Here is a 16,404-nt window from a genome sequence, read left to right as displayed (position 1 = left end):
TGCTAAGAGCGCTGGTGGCTCGCACCGCGTATGACCTTGAACTCGAGTTTCTTGGAGGGCGCATTTGTTAAAAAAAAATTCACTGCATGGGGTGAAATTGACGTAATACACTCCCTGGATATACAGTGATTAATTCTTTTTTTATCATGCTGAAGGCAAGGGCTGCAGTAGTAGTCTTTGAATAGAACTAGGTTATAGCGTCCAAACGGAGCGAAACGATTTGGGGGGCTCGGACCAAAAATAGAAACTATAGGTCGGACCAATGAACAGAGATGAGCCGTTCCAGAATCGGAAGCGATAATATAATCGGCCTCGCTTACGTGAGCAAGAAACCCATTGATGTCTCCGTCTCCAATAGCGAGCTCAACCATTTTGCTTGAACCTAAGTAAGATCTTATTGATTGTATTAACTTTTGTTCTTTCAGTCCTCCTATAAGTAACAATCGAGCTCCAGTTTCAAGATACAATTTTCCTAGTTGGACCCAATTGTGAAATGGCCACACATTACCAGAGAACCCCGCTGCTGGGCATAACCCTAATGTTACAGGTTTAGCAAAGTCGAAGTTTTCGAACTTTTTGGGCAGAAAGTGCTTTGTTCTACTGTAGTTGCCAATCAATGGCCAGACTGCTTTTTTTTGAATTTCAGTTTCGTGCTGGTGGGTTGTTGGTTCAACCATAATGTAATCAGTTCCACAGTACATGTCCGCAAAATTTTCGAGATAGGAATCCTTGCGAAGAAATACGGTGACATCTCCTTTCTCGAATTGCGGATCAGGTGAAGTTAGATCTACTCTGTGGGTTCGATCCAAATGGGCGAATCTCAAGATTTTGACTTTGATTTCAGGAAACAGATACTCAGCTAAAAATAGAGTGCTTGGATTACAATAAAGAGTGATATCATAGTGTGGAATGAGAGCTCTGATGGCCGGGATCGACAAAACTAAATCACCAATATGGTCAGGTTTTACAAGAGCAACTTTCATTACCAGGTCCTTGTTCTTTTGGTAATTTATCCAAATGGGTAAGTTGGTGTTCATTGATGTAACAAGCCACCATTTGGTTCATCAGTATCAGACGAAAAATCAAGTAAGGTGCCAAGATCAATTTGAACGGAAAAAGAAATAAATGTAAGGGAGTTTTAAACAAAAAAAAATTAACAACTCGGTGCCGTTCCTTGCTGAGAGCGAGCAGGTAGAAGTCGGGAGAAAATGAATCAGGTACCTCTTCTGAGTTCTTCACCAGAGAGGTCCCCTTAACAAGAAATAGACGGGAAATCGCTTGATGTGGCATTAAAATAGCCAGAATCAGGTGTTTGGTTTTAGATCGATATCTCATCTATGACCTTTTCCAGAGCCTCAAAGTATTTGCTTTTTGAGTACTTTTCCAAAATACCTTTGTATGATTCCATCATATACGAAACTTCATTTGAACCAATATTTGAAAGTCGGACCATCTTTTCAGAGATTTCATGAACGGAATGTGGATCGGCGTAGTAGACGCGTCTACCACATACTTCAGGGGCCGCCCCTGTTATTGAGGCAAGGATTGGCTTAGAAAATTGCATGGCTTCAAGATAAGGAAGACCAAATCCTTCCCAAAAACTAACAAAAACCAACCCCAAACAATGAATATATAAGAGACGAAGCTGGTTGTCCGTAAGAGATCCCAAAAGTTCAACTCCTGCAATATTTTGTGCCAGAGCCGCAATCTCCCCGTGTCCCCACCCAGGCCCACCGACGATTTTAAGTTTAATTCCTTTTCTATAAAGGTCTGCTTCCTGATAAGCGAGAAGGGTATTTTTGAGATTCTTTCTTAATTCTTGGCTAGAGACAACAAGGAGATAATCGTCTCCTCTGTCTTTAGGCTTGATAGGTTTTTCAATTGGTCCGTTAAGTGGCGCGTAGAGTGGAATGACGGTCACAAAGTGAGGGTCGATTCCAAAATTAACCCATAGATCTTGCTGTGTACTCTGACTGATAGCAACAAAGCGGCACTTCGAAGTTAATAGTCGAGCGAAAGCCCAGCGGTAGAGTTGGCAGGTATTGGGATGGTGAAATTCTGGAGTAGTAATCGGTGTTAGATCCAAGACTATAACAGTAGAATGATCTATTCGTGCTTCAAAAAGAGTGTAGAGCGGGTCAAAATAAATGGTTCTGTATTTTGTCATTAGGCTTGGCATACGCACAATTGGCAGCAGTACGAAGAGAAGAAATGGGTGAGAAAATAAGAACTGCAGACAGCGTCGCACGAGAGAAAGCAAGAGACGTTTCTTGATAGCTACGTATGGTAAAGAAATTCCGCAGATCCTGGGCTTAACTGATTGATGGCTGCTCTTCAGGTGGACAAGAGTATCGAAAATAATACGATGGATTGCCGTTTTGTTTATTACGGCTGGGCTCATATCAATCCCAATGTGCACGTATCCTCCTCAACTCATCTTCCAGCGCCGCTCGCATAGAATCGATATCACAATAGTTCTTGAATTGTGTTGTTATGTTCCTCGCGGAACACGCCAGTTCCTCAGGATCGGTTTTAACAAAGCGCATGAGAGTTTTGGAAAGGGAGCCGGGGGCGGGAATCTGCCAAATCGATGATATCGGATAGATATTTGGTTGCCCTTGCAGTGAGACGGACATGGGTTTGGATTCAATTATGAATGGGTGGTTCTGAGGGATCATTTTGGTCAAAGAAGTGTGTCTGGGTGAAATGACTGGACAGCCGGCAGAGATAGCTTCCGCGATAGTGCCACCAAAACCCTCTCCCAAAGTAGTAGAAATATAGGCTCTTGCCAAACGATAAAGGGCGTTAATATCGTGAGCGGTGAGCGGATCAAAGATGACGAAAATGTCGGACTTGTAAAAGTTCAGGCGCTTCTTGATAGAATGAGTCAAAGACCAGATTCCCTCTAGTAATGGAAGATTGCCCTCTTGAGCGTTCATGTTGGAAATTTTTATCACAAGCGGAGATCTATCGTTTGTCACAGATTTGAACTTTAACCATTCTGCTAATAAAACCGGCAATCCCTTTCTCGGTGCATTTATAAGAATCGACAGAAAGGGGCGGTTTGAATTACGAAAAACTTCCGAGAGAGGGGTCAGACAACGATTTTTCTCGAATTGCTTTATAGTTGTATTCCACCAAAAGTGAGGATTGTTGAATCCGCAGATTCTTCTGCTCACTTTCATGGGCAAAGTGACCTGCTTAAGAAAACAAGAGTTGATTTCATCTAAAGAAATTGCGGCATTGGGTCCAGGATTGAGGCATTCTGAGGGATTCAATCCCGCCGCAAAGGGCCAGCGGATTTCTGCTATGGGGCGTTGAATATTCCAATTTTTTATTGACTCGAAGATATAGCTAGATGGCGCCCAAATCGAGTCCATCATCTTGAGAAAAAGTGGAAATTTTCTTTTGGAATCGAGGCAGTTGGTCTCCCAATAAAAAAGGGAAATGTTGTGAGCATTCGGGTTGCGCCTGGCCTCCGTAGGTAGGCAGTAGTTCAGGAGAATAGACTTTCGATTTGATACGAGCATCTCGGCATCGGCTCGTTCATCGGATATGACTTCAAAGGACGGATCTACTACATTTTTTCCCAGTGTTGGATGAATATTAACTCCCAGAATATTTTTAAAATATGGCTTCAGAAGTTCAACGTGAGTCCTTAAAGCATTGGAATATCCAGTGAAGGATGCCACATCTCCCCTGACAATCAACAAATCGAAATCTAGTGCCGTGTTCCCTGACAGCGATTTTTTCATGCAAAGTTCACATATCTTATCGACATACGCAGAGATTCAGTCCAAATAGCGCCGAGATTGGAAACATCTCCTGGATTGAAGACTTTTCGGTATTTAAAGTAGAGGAAGAGCAGAATAACTAAGCACCGTTTTTCTTGTAAATTTATCATTGTGGCGCGAGAGCTGATCCGGTGAGACTCAAGTATTTTTGCGTTCCTATCTTGGGTGAGCCATCGTAGGTCACCTCGCTGTGGTCCAAAATAATACATCGATTGCAATGGACGAGGACTTGATCTGGACTGTGAGTCACTAGGATAATAGTTTTTTTGTATTTCTCGTTAAGTTCATGAATTTTATTCAGACATTTTTTTTGAAACCCTAAATCCCCAACCGCTAGAATTTCATCGAAGATAAAAACGTCAGCATCAAGATGCACCGCAACACTAAAGCCTAGCCTCATAAGCATCCCACTCGAATAGTTACGAACGCACTGATGTATATGCTCACCAAGTTCCGAAAATCCTATGATGTCGTCTACCTTGCTAAGGATTTCTCTCTTACCAAAATTTAGTATTGCCGCATTTAGAAAAATGTTTTCATATCCTGTCAGCTCATGGTGGAATCCAGCTCCAAGTTCCAGCAGGGGAACAATTTTTTTGCTTGTGGAAACCATACCGGTAGTAGGCGTATAAATTCCAGTGATAATCTTTAGGATAGTGCTCTTGCCAACCCCATTTTTTCCCATTATGCCGACGAAATCACCTTCATAAATTGTAAAAGACAGATCTTTAAGCACCGTTATCGACGTCTCTGTTCCGGAACTGAACTGGAAATGACTCAGCTGAATCAGAAAAGATTTAATGTTGTTGGGCCTCTGGTGTTTAATGGAAAATGTTTTAGAAACACTTGTGATGGTAATGACGCTTTCTTTTTTGGCCATACTAAATTTTTTCTACCAATGAATTGGAAAAATGCCTACAGATCAAAGTGGCGAGAATAAACAGAAAACAAGTCCACCCAATGGCACCAAATACCTCCGAGAGATTTATAGATTCACCGGTAACCCATATTTTATGAAGAACCGTGAAAATATATCCGCAGGGGTTAATCGCAACTATCCATCGATAATCTTGAGGTATGAGATTTTGGCTGTAAAGGACGGGTGTTGCATAAAACCACAATTGAATGAAAATACCACTAAGGTGGCGAAAATCTCTAAAATAAACGAAAAGTACCGCGAACATATAAGAGAGACTGTAGCCTTGGATGAATAAAAGTACCATCATAGGAAAGTATAAAACCAGTTGCCATCCAATGGGAGCGCCAGTGACGAAGGCAATGGCTAGTACAACCGGAGTAGAAAGCATGAGGTTTACCCACGATGTGATTGTCTCTGTATAGGTAAACACCTGCCCTGGGATAGGGGCCTTTGACAACAGCGGGTAGTTAGCGACAATTGACTCAACTCCTTGGGTAATGCTCTGAGATAAAAAATTCCAAGGCAAAATTCCGCAAATAATAAATAACAAATAGTTGGGAATTGGAACTTTCATGACAAACTGAAAAACCAGGTAATAGGTTGCTGCAGAGGCGGCAGGCACTAGCAGGGTCCAAAGTATTCCAAGTATTGACCTTCGGTACTTAAGCTTTAAATTTCTACTTACTAGGTTGAGTACTAGAAATTTTTTCTTGGTACAAAAGATGTCTACACCGAGTGGGAGAAAAGAACCAAAAATCATCTCATACACTTTCGACAAATGAAACGCCTGGCAGTTCAGCCGCACCAGCCCTGAGCCCTTCTTCAGGTGCCTGCGGATTCATCGAAGCACACATCACAAACTGAAGTGCCTCTTTCGCCGTTTCGTCCCAAGTTTGCAGTCTAAAATTCAACCTAATCTGGCCCTCTTTATTTTTAATGTATTCGCGGTCATTATGAGCGTTTATGATGGCCTTTGTCCAGGCGGCGATACTTGTTGGATCACAATAATCAATGAGTTCTCCTGCAATTTCCTTTAGAGAGGACGTATTACTTGAGATACAGTATTTTCCGCAGGCAAGGGACTCTGCCACAGGTAACCCCCACCCTTCATAAAAGGAAGGATAAACAGTAAAGAGGCAATTTTCATATAGCCATAAAATAGACTTGTCATCCAAATCGTTAAAAATTTTTACTTTGTTGGCAATTAGTGGGTCGAAGCGTAAGAGGTGGATAACATCGGCAGATAACCAGCCCGGTTGTCCCGCAATAACAAGATTTGGAGCCTTCTCTCCCAACTCTAGGCTTAATTTGCGCCAAACGTGGTAGAGAAGCCAATGATTTTTCCTGACCTCAAGGGTGCCCACACATAGAATGAATGGCCTTGCGGAATCCGGATATTTGGTCAGCAACTAGAGCTGAATCAGAAATATCCATTCCCAAACGCAAAGGAAGCACTTTTGGAGAAACAAGTATTCATGGTTTTTGAGATATCGAGGATGTCCTTCTTGGTATTTTCGGAAATACAAAGAATTCCACTTGAAATCCTAATTGATTCCAAGGCCCACTTTTTAAAGGTTGCACTAAATCCAATATCAAAAAAATGAGGAAAAATGACAGGAATGACATCATAAATAAGAGGAACGTATTTTACATCGATATTTTTTGATAATTTATCTATGGTTTCAATGTAACCAGTTTCAGACCAGCAGGAACCTAAAGAGACCAAGGAATCATTGTTGGAGATTCGCGCCTTTCGTAAACTAGTCAGTTTTCCGAAAGGAGAAACCCATCGCTTGAATTGATTGGGAACAATGGGTGACTGGGTAGACAGCCACTTTATAAGGTAGGTCGTATATCTAACCAGTGCAAGTCCATTTCGCAAAAGTTCTCTTGTAACCTCCCGTATATCTGGCGGCAGCGATAATATTAATTTTTTTACAATTGAACGCAGAAGTGATAATTCAGGGGTTTTAGCAGATGCTGTTGCCTGAGAAATCGTTCTGATCAAGCTTGAGGCATCGAATTTTTCTGGAGAGTCTGACTTTGCTGAGGCTAGGTGAAGCAAGACTTCTGATCTGTCAATTTCTGAAAAGGACCTGTCAATTTGATTGTAAATGCAAAATTTTAATTTTGGATGTTTTAAGTTAGCCCATCTGAAGGCAATTGCGTTGCTGGTGCGAGGTATGCCGGTCGGTTTTTTAGCCCATCGAAATGAAGTTGTAACATCTATCCAAATATATGAGCTCATTTGTGACTTCCCATCTGAGGTCTCCAGCATATTCAAGTCCTGAGAGAGATATTCTAGTTGTCTCACGCTGGCCAGGAATTACTATCGCGGACTTGAAAAACATTTGCAAATGCATTTGGTTGTTCGCGTAACTTGGATAGGGGAACCATCTGTCTAGACTTATTTAACGCGCATGAATACAGTTCGCAGGTTGATTTTTGTCATTTCCTCAATAGGGCTCTCTATTTAAGGTCATGCTACTTTAGAGTCTTTCCTTTGAGGGAACCAGTCTCGCTGTGGGTCTATTGGGATTCATTCTTATAATGTCATAAAGATCCGCTGCGGTTTCGGACCAGCGCGTTTGGAGGTAATTGATTTTAATAAAGTTTTCTCTTTCAGTTACCAATTCGGGGGACAAAATAAAGGGCAATATCTGTTTTCTACAATCCGCTTCAGAATTGGGATCAAAATAGATAACGAAGTTTTGTCCAGCTTCAGGCATTGAGGCTGTGCTGGAGGCGAGGCAAAGCTTGCCTCTTGCTAAACTTTCAATAATGGGGAGACCCCAGCCTTCATATGATGAAGGATAGAGAGTGAAATAGCAATTTTGATAAAGCCAATCGAGTTGACTATCGGAGGTATTTTGCAGCCAAATTAACCTTTGGGTGAGTTTAGGGTTTTCCTTTATGAAATCTAGAGTCTCCTGAATCATCCATCCGCGTCGGCCGGCAAACACTAAAAAAGGTACATGATCACCCATGCTTTCAATTAATTGTTTCCAAACTTTAAGCAATAGAATATGATTTTTTCGGATTTCCAGGGTGGAAACGTAAAGGCAGTATTTCTTGCCGACCAGTTCAGACACCTCATTGGCTCCTGCAATAGATTCAAAGTCTGATCCCAAATGAATGCGAGAAATTTGTGGTCGTTTAAGGCCTTCTTGCCGCGACCATTCGTAAATATCTTTTTTAGAATTATCTGAATATACAAGTATCCCCGTCGACAACTGAATAACTTGACGAATGTGCTCGCGAAAATGTGGGCTAAAACGCTGCTCGTAGTAATGAGGAAATTTTATCGGTATGATATCGTGTATCAAGTGAAAAAACTCGAGTCCGAATTTTTCTTTGAAATAGGGCAGGTAGGGTATGTAATTATGACGTCCCCATGTGACATCTAGAGCAATCAACTTATCCCCCGAACGAAATGGGGAGGAAAATTCAGGGATATGGCCCTGAAGGAAACGTTGTAGAACTCCTAAATACCCGAGAACGATTTTACGAATTTCTGACAAAAGGGGAAACAAGGATTCAGGGATCTGTCCTTTTAAAAATGATTTTAAGCGGTATCTCCAGCTTCGCCTTAAGCTTCCCTGGTTCTTTTCCTTAATCGCCGATGCCAGATCTAAAACAAGGCTTTCTGGCACTTCGTAAAAACATTTAGTGTCAGGATTGAAGGTCACGAGACCAGTATTTGAGTCGAGTTTTATATACTCGAGTATCAAGGATACAGTTACTCTCTGCATTCCCGTCAATGGGCCAGACCACCCTACTAGGCTCGATACCTCAAACCAAACACGACTCATGAAATTTCCTAATTTATACGCCTATCGCGATTGCCAATGATGGCGCATGGTTTCTAATCTGTCAAAGTGCCTATTGTAAAAAGTATGCTGAAAATGAGTCTGAATGGATCATCCCGCAATGCCTCATAACTGAGTCTCGCGGTCCAGTGCCATAAGGGCTTTTCCAAATTTTGGCAGATTAGGGGTGAGTTCGCATAGGATGCATTGCCATTCTTTTCTGAAGCGCTCAATGTCAAATGACTGAGCCCATATTCGAGCTTTCGGGCTGAGTATTTTCCCACGCTCCAGTGCCAGCTTGACCGAGTCCCTGAGCAATGAAGTGGAAGGGCAAACAATTTGCCCTGTTTGTTCAAGGATTTCTGTCATGCCGCCCTTGCCGGATCCGACAACCGGAGTGCCTACCAGAATGGCCTCATGAGCCACGCGGCACCATCCTTCCTTAAACTGAGAGAAGGTGACCACAACATCACAGGCTGCGAGGAGAGTGATATAATCGTCGAATTTTAAAGATAGGTTTTTTGTTCCAGGCAAAATAAGAGGTCCCTCGCCCGACGTAACAAGCTCATAGCCCTCGTTCTTTAGCGCTTCATACGCTAGATGGGTGCCCTTCTTCAGTTGAGGGTTTCCGATATAAACAAGAGGTTTGGACGGTTTGGAGTCAAGCCCATATTTTTGTTTAAAGGATTCAATCTCAGATTCAGAAGTTTGATATTTGGAGACATCAAACGGACAATATGCCAAGTGAACATTGGTAAATCCCTTATTCAGGAAATAGTCTTTCCAGTACTGAGCAATCACCACGATGGGATCAGTTTTACGGGAAAAGAAAAAAAAGCAGGTGGCCATAAGCCGCTGGTATAGCCTCGATGCGAGAGGGCTCAGGGTTTCATCAATATGATAGACAATCGTCAGACCACCCTTTTTTTTTAGTGGAAATAGGGCTGCCTGAGAATTTCGAATGAGAAATCCGTGAGTAAAAAGGGAGGTGCACAACAGACGAAAGAGGTAGATTGGAAATTCAAAGAGGCGAAACCACCCGCTTGATTGAAAGCTCAAATCGAGTCGCTCAAAATTTCCGTATTCCTCCAAAAACTCCTCTAAATATAGTTCGTAGATATTGCCTCCGTATCCCCGGCGAGTTGTTGATATCTTGCGAATCCTTATTGGTTGTGTGGTTGTCAAATAATTCTCCAAAATCCAAAACGTGGGGGTCCATTCTGTAGTCATTCGAAGCTCGAGTCAAACAGTTCATATGCTGTCAAATTGTGGGGTTGACTAAATAAATTGAGATGGTCAGATGGGTCCCATGTGCTGTAGCAATGGCTGTGGCATTGACTGTAGCAACGACTGTCGAAACGAATATATTTTAATTCGGGGAGTTGATAGATGGGTATCGTAGAGTCCTTTGTTCGGTATGGAAAATGGAGCACGAGAGTGAAACCCTGGTGGATTGTATTTCCTAACCAGGCAAAAATAATTCCTTCAAAACAGAAGCGCTGGGTAGAACTCGACAATGGTTGTCAATTTGCGGTGAGGCCGAATACCCGCGATCTCAATGAGGTCATGGCAGTTGGCCTTGGCTGGGAGTATCGTGGGATCATCGAATCTGGGGTTATTGCACCCCGTTGCATCTTTGATTTGGGCGGGCACATCGGGGTTTTTTCAGTTTGGATCAAACAAATTTTTCCTGAGGCTGAGGTCATTGTCTTGGAGCCTAATCCTGAAAACTATAGCTTGCTCCAAGACAACATTAAAAGGAATGGCATCGGAAAGAGCACCCAAGTGATTCAAGGGGCCGTGACGAGCAAAGATCAAAAAGTCGAATTATTTTTGGCCCATCACAACAATGCTCACTCCTTGGTTCAAGGTGGAGAGGCCGTTACCGGGAAAGCCATCTCTGTCGATGGGTTTTCATTGCCTGGGCTTGTCGCAAAATATGCCCCTCATGGGGATTTTGCCATCAAAATGGATATTGAAGGAGCAGAGTATGATGTCCTAGCCGCGAGTCGCGATATTGTTGGTAGAGCTAAATTTGTGGTGATGGAGTGGCATTTTCAACCTCATGAAAAAGAAGCAAAATGGGAGTGGCTGACCAAATATTTTTTCGAACTTGGGTTTAAATGTCAGGAGCTTTCAGATCGAACTGTACTTTGGAAAAAATAAGATTTGATTCTAGACTGCTCACAACTGGCAAGCCCCCCGCTTTGCGATGGTGTTAGGGCTTTTGAAAATACGACTTAATTATTTGAAAATACACATATATTCATTATTCCATATTTGAATATTGAATATTTTGTGGATTTAGCCGATACTAAGGGCATGCAGCAGTCATCTTTTTTAAAACCTCAAGATGTGGCCCTCTTGGTGAAGCTACTCGCAAAACGCGAAGAGGATTGGCGTCAGGTTGATGTCGCCCAAGAAATGGGCCTTAGCCAAGGGGAGGTTGCCAAGAGCCTTCAGCGCCTTGCAAAGTCAGGCTTGGTCCACGGCAAACGTCCCAATCGGACAGCCTCACTTGAACTATTGATTCACGCGATCAAATATGTGTTCCCGGTCCAGCTGGGACCGTTGTCGGTGGGAGTGCCAACCAGTATTTCATCACCAGCTCACGAGAAAATGGTGGTTCAAGGTGACGAGGACGTTTTTGTTTGGCCGTCTTCTTTGGGTAAAAAGCGAGGGCAGGTGATTAAGCCACTCTATCCTAAATTGGCAGAAGCCGTGCTGAAGGATAAAGAATTTTATGACCTGATGTCGGCAGTTGAAATTCTTCGAGTCGGTCGGGCTCGCGAACGCAAGCTAGCCGAGCAATTTTTAGAAAAAAGGATTATGTCGTAATGGGTTCGAATCCCAAATCAATTGAAATGATTATTAAACTTGTGGCGAACGCACTGGGTGAACTGAACGACTAAAAGTGGATATCTTAGCGCCTAAAGCTCATTGCTCAAGTGTTCTGACTGATGCCAAACCAAAATACTTGGACCAGGCTTCATTGTTCCAGTGGGTTGGATCGACATTAAGGTCTTCGTTAAAAATGATTTTGGGTTTATTTTTGAGAGGGGCAAATTCAAGCCTCATCTTGCCATGGCCGTCTCTTCCTTCTAGCCCTTCTAGCCCTTCTGTGCCTTTTAATCCTGCAAAGCCTGCTTTTTCGCTCTGCGCTTGACGGGCCATCCATTCCTTCTGGTAATCCTCAGCAACAAACAGATTTGAATATGCGATTCGATGATTATCAATCAGAAGAAGAGCGAGTACCGATAAAAACAAAAGACGCTCAGATTTAAAGAGTTCGGGCCGCTTTTTCAGCCAGCCTTGATATCTCTCTGGGTGTTGCGCCACCCAAATGACCAAAGTCACGAGCCAGAAAAGGAGGAACCAAAAATAGGTCGTATTATCAACCCGTTCGGGAGGATTGCCTCCCATCGCCCACATAGAAGGAAAAAAGGCCGAGATCATCATTGTAGAAAAAAATCCCAAGATTAGCCACTTGGGCATGCGACTTGGAATTCGAGCTAAAACTGCTTCGCGATTTTGCAAAGTCCAACCAAGAACAACCAAGGATAAAAGAATCAGGGGTAGACTGAGGAACTGAACCGAATGCTCAATGCAGGCACCAATCGTTCGATAGATGGCATAAAAGGGACGATGGGCATCTTGAAAGTGACTCGTCCGCACTTTGTTTCCGGGGGCAAGAATGACCACGAGAGAACCCATGAAACTCAATAAGAAAACTCCGAGCAATCCGAGATTGACCTTTCGGTATTTACGAAACAGGAAATAGAGCAGCAGAGAAAGTAGCGCCATCCATTGCAACATAATGGTTTCATTGGAGCCCACAATGATCGTGGCAGATATCAAGAGGGCAAGCCAATGACGAAAATACAATTTTCCTTGGCGGTACAGTTTGAAAAAAAGACCTACTGCGAAGCTCACAAGAATGAGAGGTACGGTGTAAGTCACGGCGCCTGCCATCCAATAGAAAGCTTGAACAGGCGTCTGAATATGCGAAAGAAAGATAGAAAATAGTGTCGTTGCAAGCCAAAAAATCTGTTTTTTTGAGAGCAGTGAAGGGCTGCGATCATTATCTGCATTATCAGCATGATCAGTATGATCAGCAGCAGCATCAGTTGCAGCTTGGAGGGCCGAATTGAGAGCATACCAAAGAGAGCCCCACAGACCTAAAAGAAGGGCAATTGGAAGAAGAGGGAATCCCCATATCCACTTTTGAGCGACGGGATTGAAGCTCAATAAGAGGGTTGCAAAATATCTTCCTGACCAGGTGTTGTAGGTTTCAATTTGTCCTGCCAAAAAGCCAAAATCTAAAACCTTTGTGGCGTAGGCAAAGTCGTCAGTTGAAGGATAAGAAAAGAAAGCCAAAATAAAGTAGGGGACTAAGCTTGTCAGAATTCCCACGAAAAAAAAACCTCGGACCCGATTCGCCATGATCAGAATCGCCTGTATTTGGCTAGATTGCGGGCGGCGAACTGGGACATGCGGAGAGCGGCGTGAGGCAAACTGAGGCCTTCGACTTCGCGGTAGATGCGCCAAGTGTTTAGGACACTCTCAAACTTATCGGCTGAGCGCGAGTGGGCCACGATGCGGTAGCGCGCCAAATCTTCGTTGATGCCGTAGCAAAGAAAGCCCCGTTTTAAGAGATCAAGCCACAGAATAAAATCTTCGTGCTTAGCTTCCTGAAACTGCACCGCCCCGACTTGATCAAGATCGAGCATGGCGGTGAGACAACCAATGCAATTTTGTTGAAGGAGCCGCTGATAATTAATCTCAGGTGGCACCTCAATCAGGCGCCCCTGCTCGGCTCCACTCACGTCGATGCGCCGAAACCCCGTACAAGTGAAAGCGTGCCCGTGCTCCCGCATATTTTTAACCTGAAGCTCAAGTTTGTTCTTCAACCAAAGGTCATCACTGTCCAGAAATGCCAGGTAGCGTCCCTGAGCTTGGCCGATGGCATAATTTCGTGAAAGGGCTAAGCCCCTTCCCCTTGGGACCTGAATCAAACGGATTCGCGAATCGCCTTCAGCCTGCTTTCGAACTAATTCCGGAGTGCTATCTGTAGTGCCTGCATCATAAACAATGAGCATCTCCCAATAGGGGTAGGTTTGTTCCTGCACAGACAGCATGGCTTCTTCGATAAAAGCCTCTGAATTATAGGCTGGCGTAATGATGGAAACGAGCCGATTGCGATTGGTATTCAAGCTGCGATCGTTATTCAAGCTTTGACCGGTATTTAGGTCGTGATCGTTATTCAAGCTGGAATTGGTAGTCAAGTTGCGATTGGTACCCAAGTTGCGACCGTTATTCAAGGTTTAGCCATTGGGAATTCGTCGCGGACTTTAGCGAGATACTGTCCTATCGATTGAAGCACAATCTGATGGCAGTCTTCGACGATTCCGTAGTTTTTAAATTCAAAATGCAGCGAAATATCACAGAGGTCTTTGCATTTGCCCCCCGTGAATCCAGTTAATGCAATGGTTTTAAGACCCCTTTTCTTTGCAGTATGAAGCGCTTTTATAATATTCGGACTGTTTCCACTTGAGGAAATGGTGATTAGAATATCGCCCCTTTCACCATACATCTCTACCTGAGTGGCAAAAATTTGATCGTAGCCATAGTCATTTGCAATAGCAGTGAGAATAGGCCCGTTGGCACTCAGTGACATGACCTTGATAGGAGGCTGCTTTTCACTCAATGTTCCTTTGCCTAAATCGCAACTCAGGTGATCTGAAATTCCCGCCGAACCGCCGTTGCCCGCCAGCAAAAGCTTTTTCCCTTCGCGACTTGCCATCAGGATGAGTTCACAGGTTTCATCGACCTTCTTCAGGTCGACCGACTCTAACGCGAGATGAAGGGATCGTTTATAGTCAGAAAAATAGGCCGAAGCGGAATTTCCATCAAATATGTGATTGAGATACCTTGGATCTTGAATGTTCATTGGAATGATATAGTTGATCTCCTGTGTGATGTGAAGTCCGAGGTCCAAGTTCTGGCCACGCCGCAACAGGAGTCTCATAGGATGGCGCAACAGGACTCTGATAGAATGGCGCAATAGGAGTCTCATAGGATGGTGCAAAGTTTGTCATGGGATGCCTCAATCTTGTGATTTTGATTATCTGAGTCATTCGGTTTGGTCTCAAACCTTAGGCTCGGGCTCAAACCTTCGGTTTGTTTCATTTTTGATCCAGAGTCAGAAAGTTGCTTTAGATTCTTTTTAATCAGTGGAATGTTCGCCACAAGGAGGGTGGTTCTTCTATTCACATCCTCAAATGCTCGGATGTTAAGAAAGCTGAATGAGTGAAAAGAGAGACTGCTCAAACTCATCTTCGACGCGATTAAGCAATCCAATAAGTATATGAATATATTATAGCTCTAATTAGGACATTCCAGTTCTATATTTGTCCTGAATTAAGAGTAAATAGGACAAATAAATGTCCTATTTATCGTATTCAAGACATCGACTTGTCCTGGCTTGAAATTGGGAATTCTTTGCGGCCGAAGGCAGGGTAACATGGCTTCGCTTGTGGAAATGGTGTTTTCCAAATAATATATACCCCTTTACACAAAGAAAAGTTCCGTGGAATTTAGAGGCTCTTGAATTATTCCTTGATAGGTTTTTGCTGAGTTGCATGCCAACATGACTTCGCTCGGAGTTCCCAATAAAATGCATGCATATATGGCAAGGATCAAACGAATGGATCAAACGAATGGATAAAGGGACGCATGAATGGCATGCCTAAACGACAAGGCCAGAAGACAAGGCCAAAAGACAAGGCCAGAAGACAAGGCCAGAAGACAAGGCCAAGAACCAAGGCTTGTTTGCATTAACAACTCATAGGAAGAATGGCAGCAATGAAAAATTTTGAATCTCTCTCGCTGAAGCTAAAGAATAACCGTCTTCATGTCATCGACCAAACGCGTTTGCCCGCAGACGAAGTATGGTTAGAGATCTCGGATGTTGATCGCTTGATCGAAGCCATTCAATCACTTCGGGTTAGGGGCGCACCCCTGATCGGGGTTGTGGCGGCAAGTTTTCTTGAACTTGAGCGCCAGAAGGGGAAGCCTGCATCTGTATTCAATGAAATGGCCGCTCGCATTCGCAAATCGCGACCGACAGCAGTCAATCTGATGAATGCCATTGACCGAGTTCTTCGGGGGGAATCGGGCGAAAATATTCTCGAAGAAGACGTTGAGCTTTGCAATAAGATGGGAGCGATCGGTGCCGAGCTGATCCAAGATGGAGACAACATTCTCACGCACTGTAATACCGGCAGTCTTGCTACCGCTGGATCTGGAACGGCGCTGGCTGCGATTAAATCTGCGTTCGCACAAGGTAAAAAAATCCATGTCTTTGTTGACGAGACGAGGCCTTTACTCCAGGGAGGTCGACTCACAGCCTGGGAGTTGGAGAGAGTTGGCATTCCCTATACTCTCATTTGTGACAATATGGCGGGCTCGCTCATGCAGAAGGGACGAATCGATAAAGTATTCGTTGGATCTGATCGAATCGCGCTCAATGGTGATTTTGCTAATAAAATTGGGACTTATTCCGTTGCGGTGTTGGCCCATTTCCATAAAATTCCATTTTATCCGGTGGCCCCACTCACTACTCTGGATGTGAAATCTCAAAAGGGCGCTGAAATAGAAATTGAAATGCGCAATCCCAATGAAGTTCGAGGTGCCATGGGCTCATTCGGAACTGTCACTTGGGCACCAATGAATTCACCGGCCTACAATCCCTCATTTGATGTGACTCCCGTCGAATTGGTAACGGGCCTTGTGATGGATTGTGGGTATTTTTCGCAGCAGGAGTTACTCAAAGGATGCCTGCAATCTTTGATAAGCCCGGGGTGAAATAAGTCCGGCTTGG

The 16,404-nt window shown here is 43.7% G+C and carries 16 protein-coding genes; 3 read left to right on the top strand and 13 right to left on the bottom strand.

The features are described 5' to 3' along the window. Nucleotides 1-2: 2 nt before the first annotated feature. The 10 genes from IPJ71_07290 to IPJ71_07245 form a co-directional block, all read right to left on the bottom strand. Complete coding sequence (locus tag IPJ71_07290) at nucleotides 3-983, bottom strand: glycosyltransferase family 9 protein (GenBank protein MBK7843486.1); 981 nt, start codon at nucleotides 981-983, stop codon at nucleotides 3-5. After that, entirely contained in the window at nucleotides 958-1,335 is a 378-nt protein-coding gene (locus IPJ71_07285) for a hypothetical protein (GenBank protein ID MBK7843485.1), read from the bottom strand. The genes IPJ71_07290 and IPJ71_07285 overlap by 26 nt, the downstream gene beginning before the upstream one ends. Then, a complete protein-coding gene (locus tag IPJ71_07280) occupies nucleotides 1,319-2,419 on the bottom strand; it encodes a glycosyltransferase (GenBank protein MBK7843484.1) in 1,101 nt (366 codons plus the stop codon). Before IPJ71_07280 ends, IPJ71_07285 begins: the two co-directional genes overlap by 17 nt. Further along, nucleotides 2,403-3,755: a glycosyltransferase gene (locus tag IPJ71_07275; protein MBK7843483.1), complete on the bottom strand. Its 1,353-nt coding sequence runs from the start codon at nucleotides 3,753-3,755 to the stop codon at nucleotides 2,403-2,405. Before IPJ71_07275 ends, IPJ71_07280 begins: the two co-directional genes overlap by 17 nt. Before the next feature lie 145 nt (nucleotides 3,756-3,900). Further along, on the bottom strand, nucleotides 3,901-4,674 hold the full coding sequence (locus IPJ71_07270; protein MBK7843482.1) for an ABC transporter ATP-binding protein: 774 nt from the start codon (nucleotides 4,672-4,674) through the stop codon (nucleotides 3,901-3,903). Between the two features lies 1 nt (nucleotide 4,675). After that, nucleotides 4,676-5,473 carry an ABC transporter permease gene (locus IPJ71_07265; protein MBK7843481.1) on the bottom strand — a complete coding sequence of 266 codons (798 nt, stop codon included), beginning with the start codon at nucleotides 5,471-5,473 and terminating at the stop codon, nucleotides 4,676-4,678. A gap of 1 nt (nucleotide 5,474) precedes the next feature. Continuing rightward, complete coding sequence (locus IPJ71_07260) at nucleotides 5,475-6,077, bottom strand: glycosyltransferase (GenBank protein ID MBK7843480.1); 603 nt, start codon at nucleotides 6,075-6,077, stop codon at nucleotides 5,475-5,477. Nucleotides 6,078-6,133: 56 nt separating this feature from the next. Further along, nucleotides 6,134-6,961 (bottom strand): hypothetical protein, encoded by an 828-nt coding sequence (locus tag IPJ71_07255; GenBank protein ID MBK7843479.1) that lies wholly within the window; start codon nucleotides 6,959-6,961, stop codon nucleotides 6,134-6,136. A 241-nt stretch (nucleotides 6,962-7,202) separates the two neighbouring features. After that, nucleotides 7,203-8,525: a glycosyltransferase family 4 protein gene (locus IPJ71_07250; protein ID MBK7843478.1), complete on the bottom strand. Its 1,323-nt coding sequence runs from the start codon at nucleotides 8,523-8,525 to the stop codon at nucleotides 7,203-7,205. 123 nt (nucleotides 8,526-8,648) lie between these two features. Next, complete coding sequence (locus tag IPJ71_07245) at nucleotides 8,649-9,707, bottom strand: glycosyltransferase (protein ID MBK7843477.1); 1,059 nt, start codon at nucleotides 9,705-9,707, stop codon at nucleotides 8,649-8,651. A gap of 204 nt (nucleotides 9,708-9,911) precedes the next feature. Here IPJ71_07245 and IPJ71_07240 point away from each other — a divergent pair, with 204 nt between their 5' ends. Both IPJ71_07240 and IPJ71_07235 read left to right on the top strand, forming a co-directional pair. Next, nucleotides 9,912-10,688: an FkbM family methyltransferase gene (locus tag IPJ71_07240; protein MBK7843476.1), complete on the top strand. Its 777-nt coding sequence runs from the start codon at nucleotides 9,912-9,914 to the stop codon at nucleotides 10,686-10,688. Between the two features lie 114 nt (nucleotides 10,689-10,802). Then, nucleotides 10,803-11,360, top strand: a complete 558-nt coding sequence (locus IPJ71_07235) for a hypothetical protein (protein MBK7843475.1) — start codon at nucleotides 10,803-10,805, stop codon at nucleotides 11,358-11,360. Nucleotides 11,361-11,459: 99 nt separating this feature from the next. On the opposite strand, the gene IPJ71_07230 is transcribed toward IPJ71_07235, so the two are convergent. Genes IPJ71_07230 through IPJ71_07220 form a run of 3 tightly spaced genes read right to left on the bottom strand, consistent with a single transcriptional unit; the run spans nucleotide 11,460 to nucleotide 14,538 of the window. After that, the gene (locus IPJ71_07230; GenBank protein ID MBK7843474.1) at nucleotides 11,460-12,965 is read right to left on the bottom strand and encodes a hypothetical protein; all 1,506 of its coding nucleotides are present in this window, start codon (nucleotides 12,963-12,965) and stop codon (nucleotides 11,460-11,462) included. Nucleotides 12,966-12,967: 2 nt separating this feature from the next. Further along, the gene (locus IPJ71_07225) at nucleotides 12,968-13,843 is read right to left on the bottom strand and encodes a glycosyltransferase family 2 protein (protein MBK7843473.1); all 876 of its coding nucleotides are present in this window, start codon (nucleotides 13,841-13,843) and stop codon (nucleotides 12,968-12,970) included. Beyond that, the gene (locus IPJ71_07220) at nucleotides 13,840-14,538 is read right to left on the bottom strand and encodes an SIS domain-containing protein (protein ID MBK7843472.1); all 699 of its coding nucleotides are present in this window, start codon (nucleotides 14,536-14,538) and stop codon (nucleotides 13,840-13,842) included. Before IPJ71_07220 ends, IPJ71_07225 begins: the two co-directional genes overlap by 4 nt. 848 nt (nucleotides 14,539-15,386) lie before the next feature. Between IPJ71_07220 and mtnA the strand changes: the two genes are divergently transcribed. Further along, nucleotides 15,387-16,388: an S-methyl-5-thioribose-1-phosphate isomerase gene (gene mtnA / locus IPJ71_07215; GenBank protein ID MBK7843471.1), complete on the top strand. Its 1,002-nt coding sequence runs from the start codon at nucleotides 15,387-15,389 to the stop codon at nucleotides 16,386-16,388. Nucleotides 16,389-16,404: the final 16 nt, after the last annotated feature.

Source organism: Bdellovibrionales bacterium, from assembly GCA_016714165.1.
In the GTDB taxonomy this organism is placed as follows: domain Bacteria; phylum Bdellovibrionota; class Bdellovibrionia; order Bdellovibrionales; family UBA1609; genus JADJVA01.
Note: the sequence above shows the minus strand (reverse complement) of the source record. Positions and strands in the feature narration are given on the sequence as shown.

Excerpts from the sequence above, each read along its gene's own strand:
- IPJ71_07290 (MBK7843486.1), bottom strand. The coding sequence starts at position 983 with ATGAAAGTTGCTCTTGTAAAACCTGACCATATTGGTGATTTAGTTTTG.
- IPJ71_07285 (MBK7843485.1), bottom strand. The coding sequence starts at position 1,335 with ATGAGATATCGATCTAAAACCAAACACCTGATTCTGGCTATTTTAATG.
- IPJ71_07275 (MBK7843483.1), bottom strand. The coding sequence starts at position 3,755 with ATGAAAAAATCGCTGTCAGGGAACACGGCACTAGATTTCGATTTGTTG.
- IPJ71_07270 (MBK7843482.1), bottom strand. The coding sequence starts at position 4,674 with ATGGCCAAAAAAGAAAGCGTCATTACCATCACAAGTGTTTCTAAAACA.
- IPJ71_07265 (MBK7843481.1), bottom strand. The coding sequence starts at position 5,473 with ATGATTTTTGGTTCTTTTCTCCCACTCGGTGTAGACATCTTTTGTACC.
- IPJ71_07255 (MBK7843479.1), bottom strand. The coding sequence starts at position 6,961 with ATGAGCTCATATATTTGGATAGATGTTACAACTTCATTTCGATGGGCT.
- IPJ71_07250 (MBK7843478.1), bottom strand. The coding sequence starts at position 8,525 with ATGAGTCGTGTTTGGTTTGAGGTATCGAGCCTAGTAGGGTGGTCTGGC.
- IPJ71_07240 (MBK7843476.1), top strand. The coding sequence starts at position 9,912 with ATGGGTATCGTAGAGTCCTTTGTTCGGTATGGAAAATGGAGCACGAGA.
- IPJ71_07230 (MBK7843474.1), bottom strand. The coding sequence starts at position 12,965 with ATGGCGAATCGGGTCCGAGGTTTTTTTTTCGTGGGAATTCTGACAAGC.
- mtnA (MBK7843471.1), top strand. The coding sequence starts at position 15,387 with ATGAAAAATTTTGAATCTCTCTCGCTGAAGCTAAAGAATAACCGTCTT.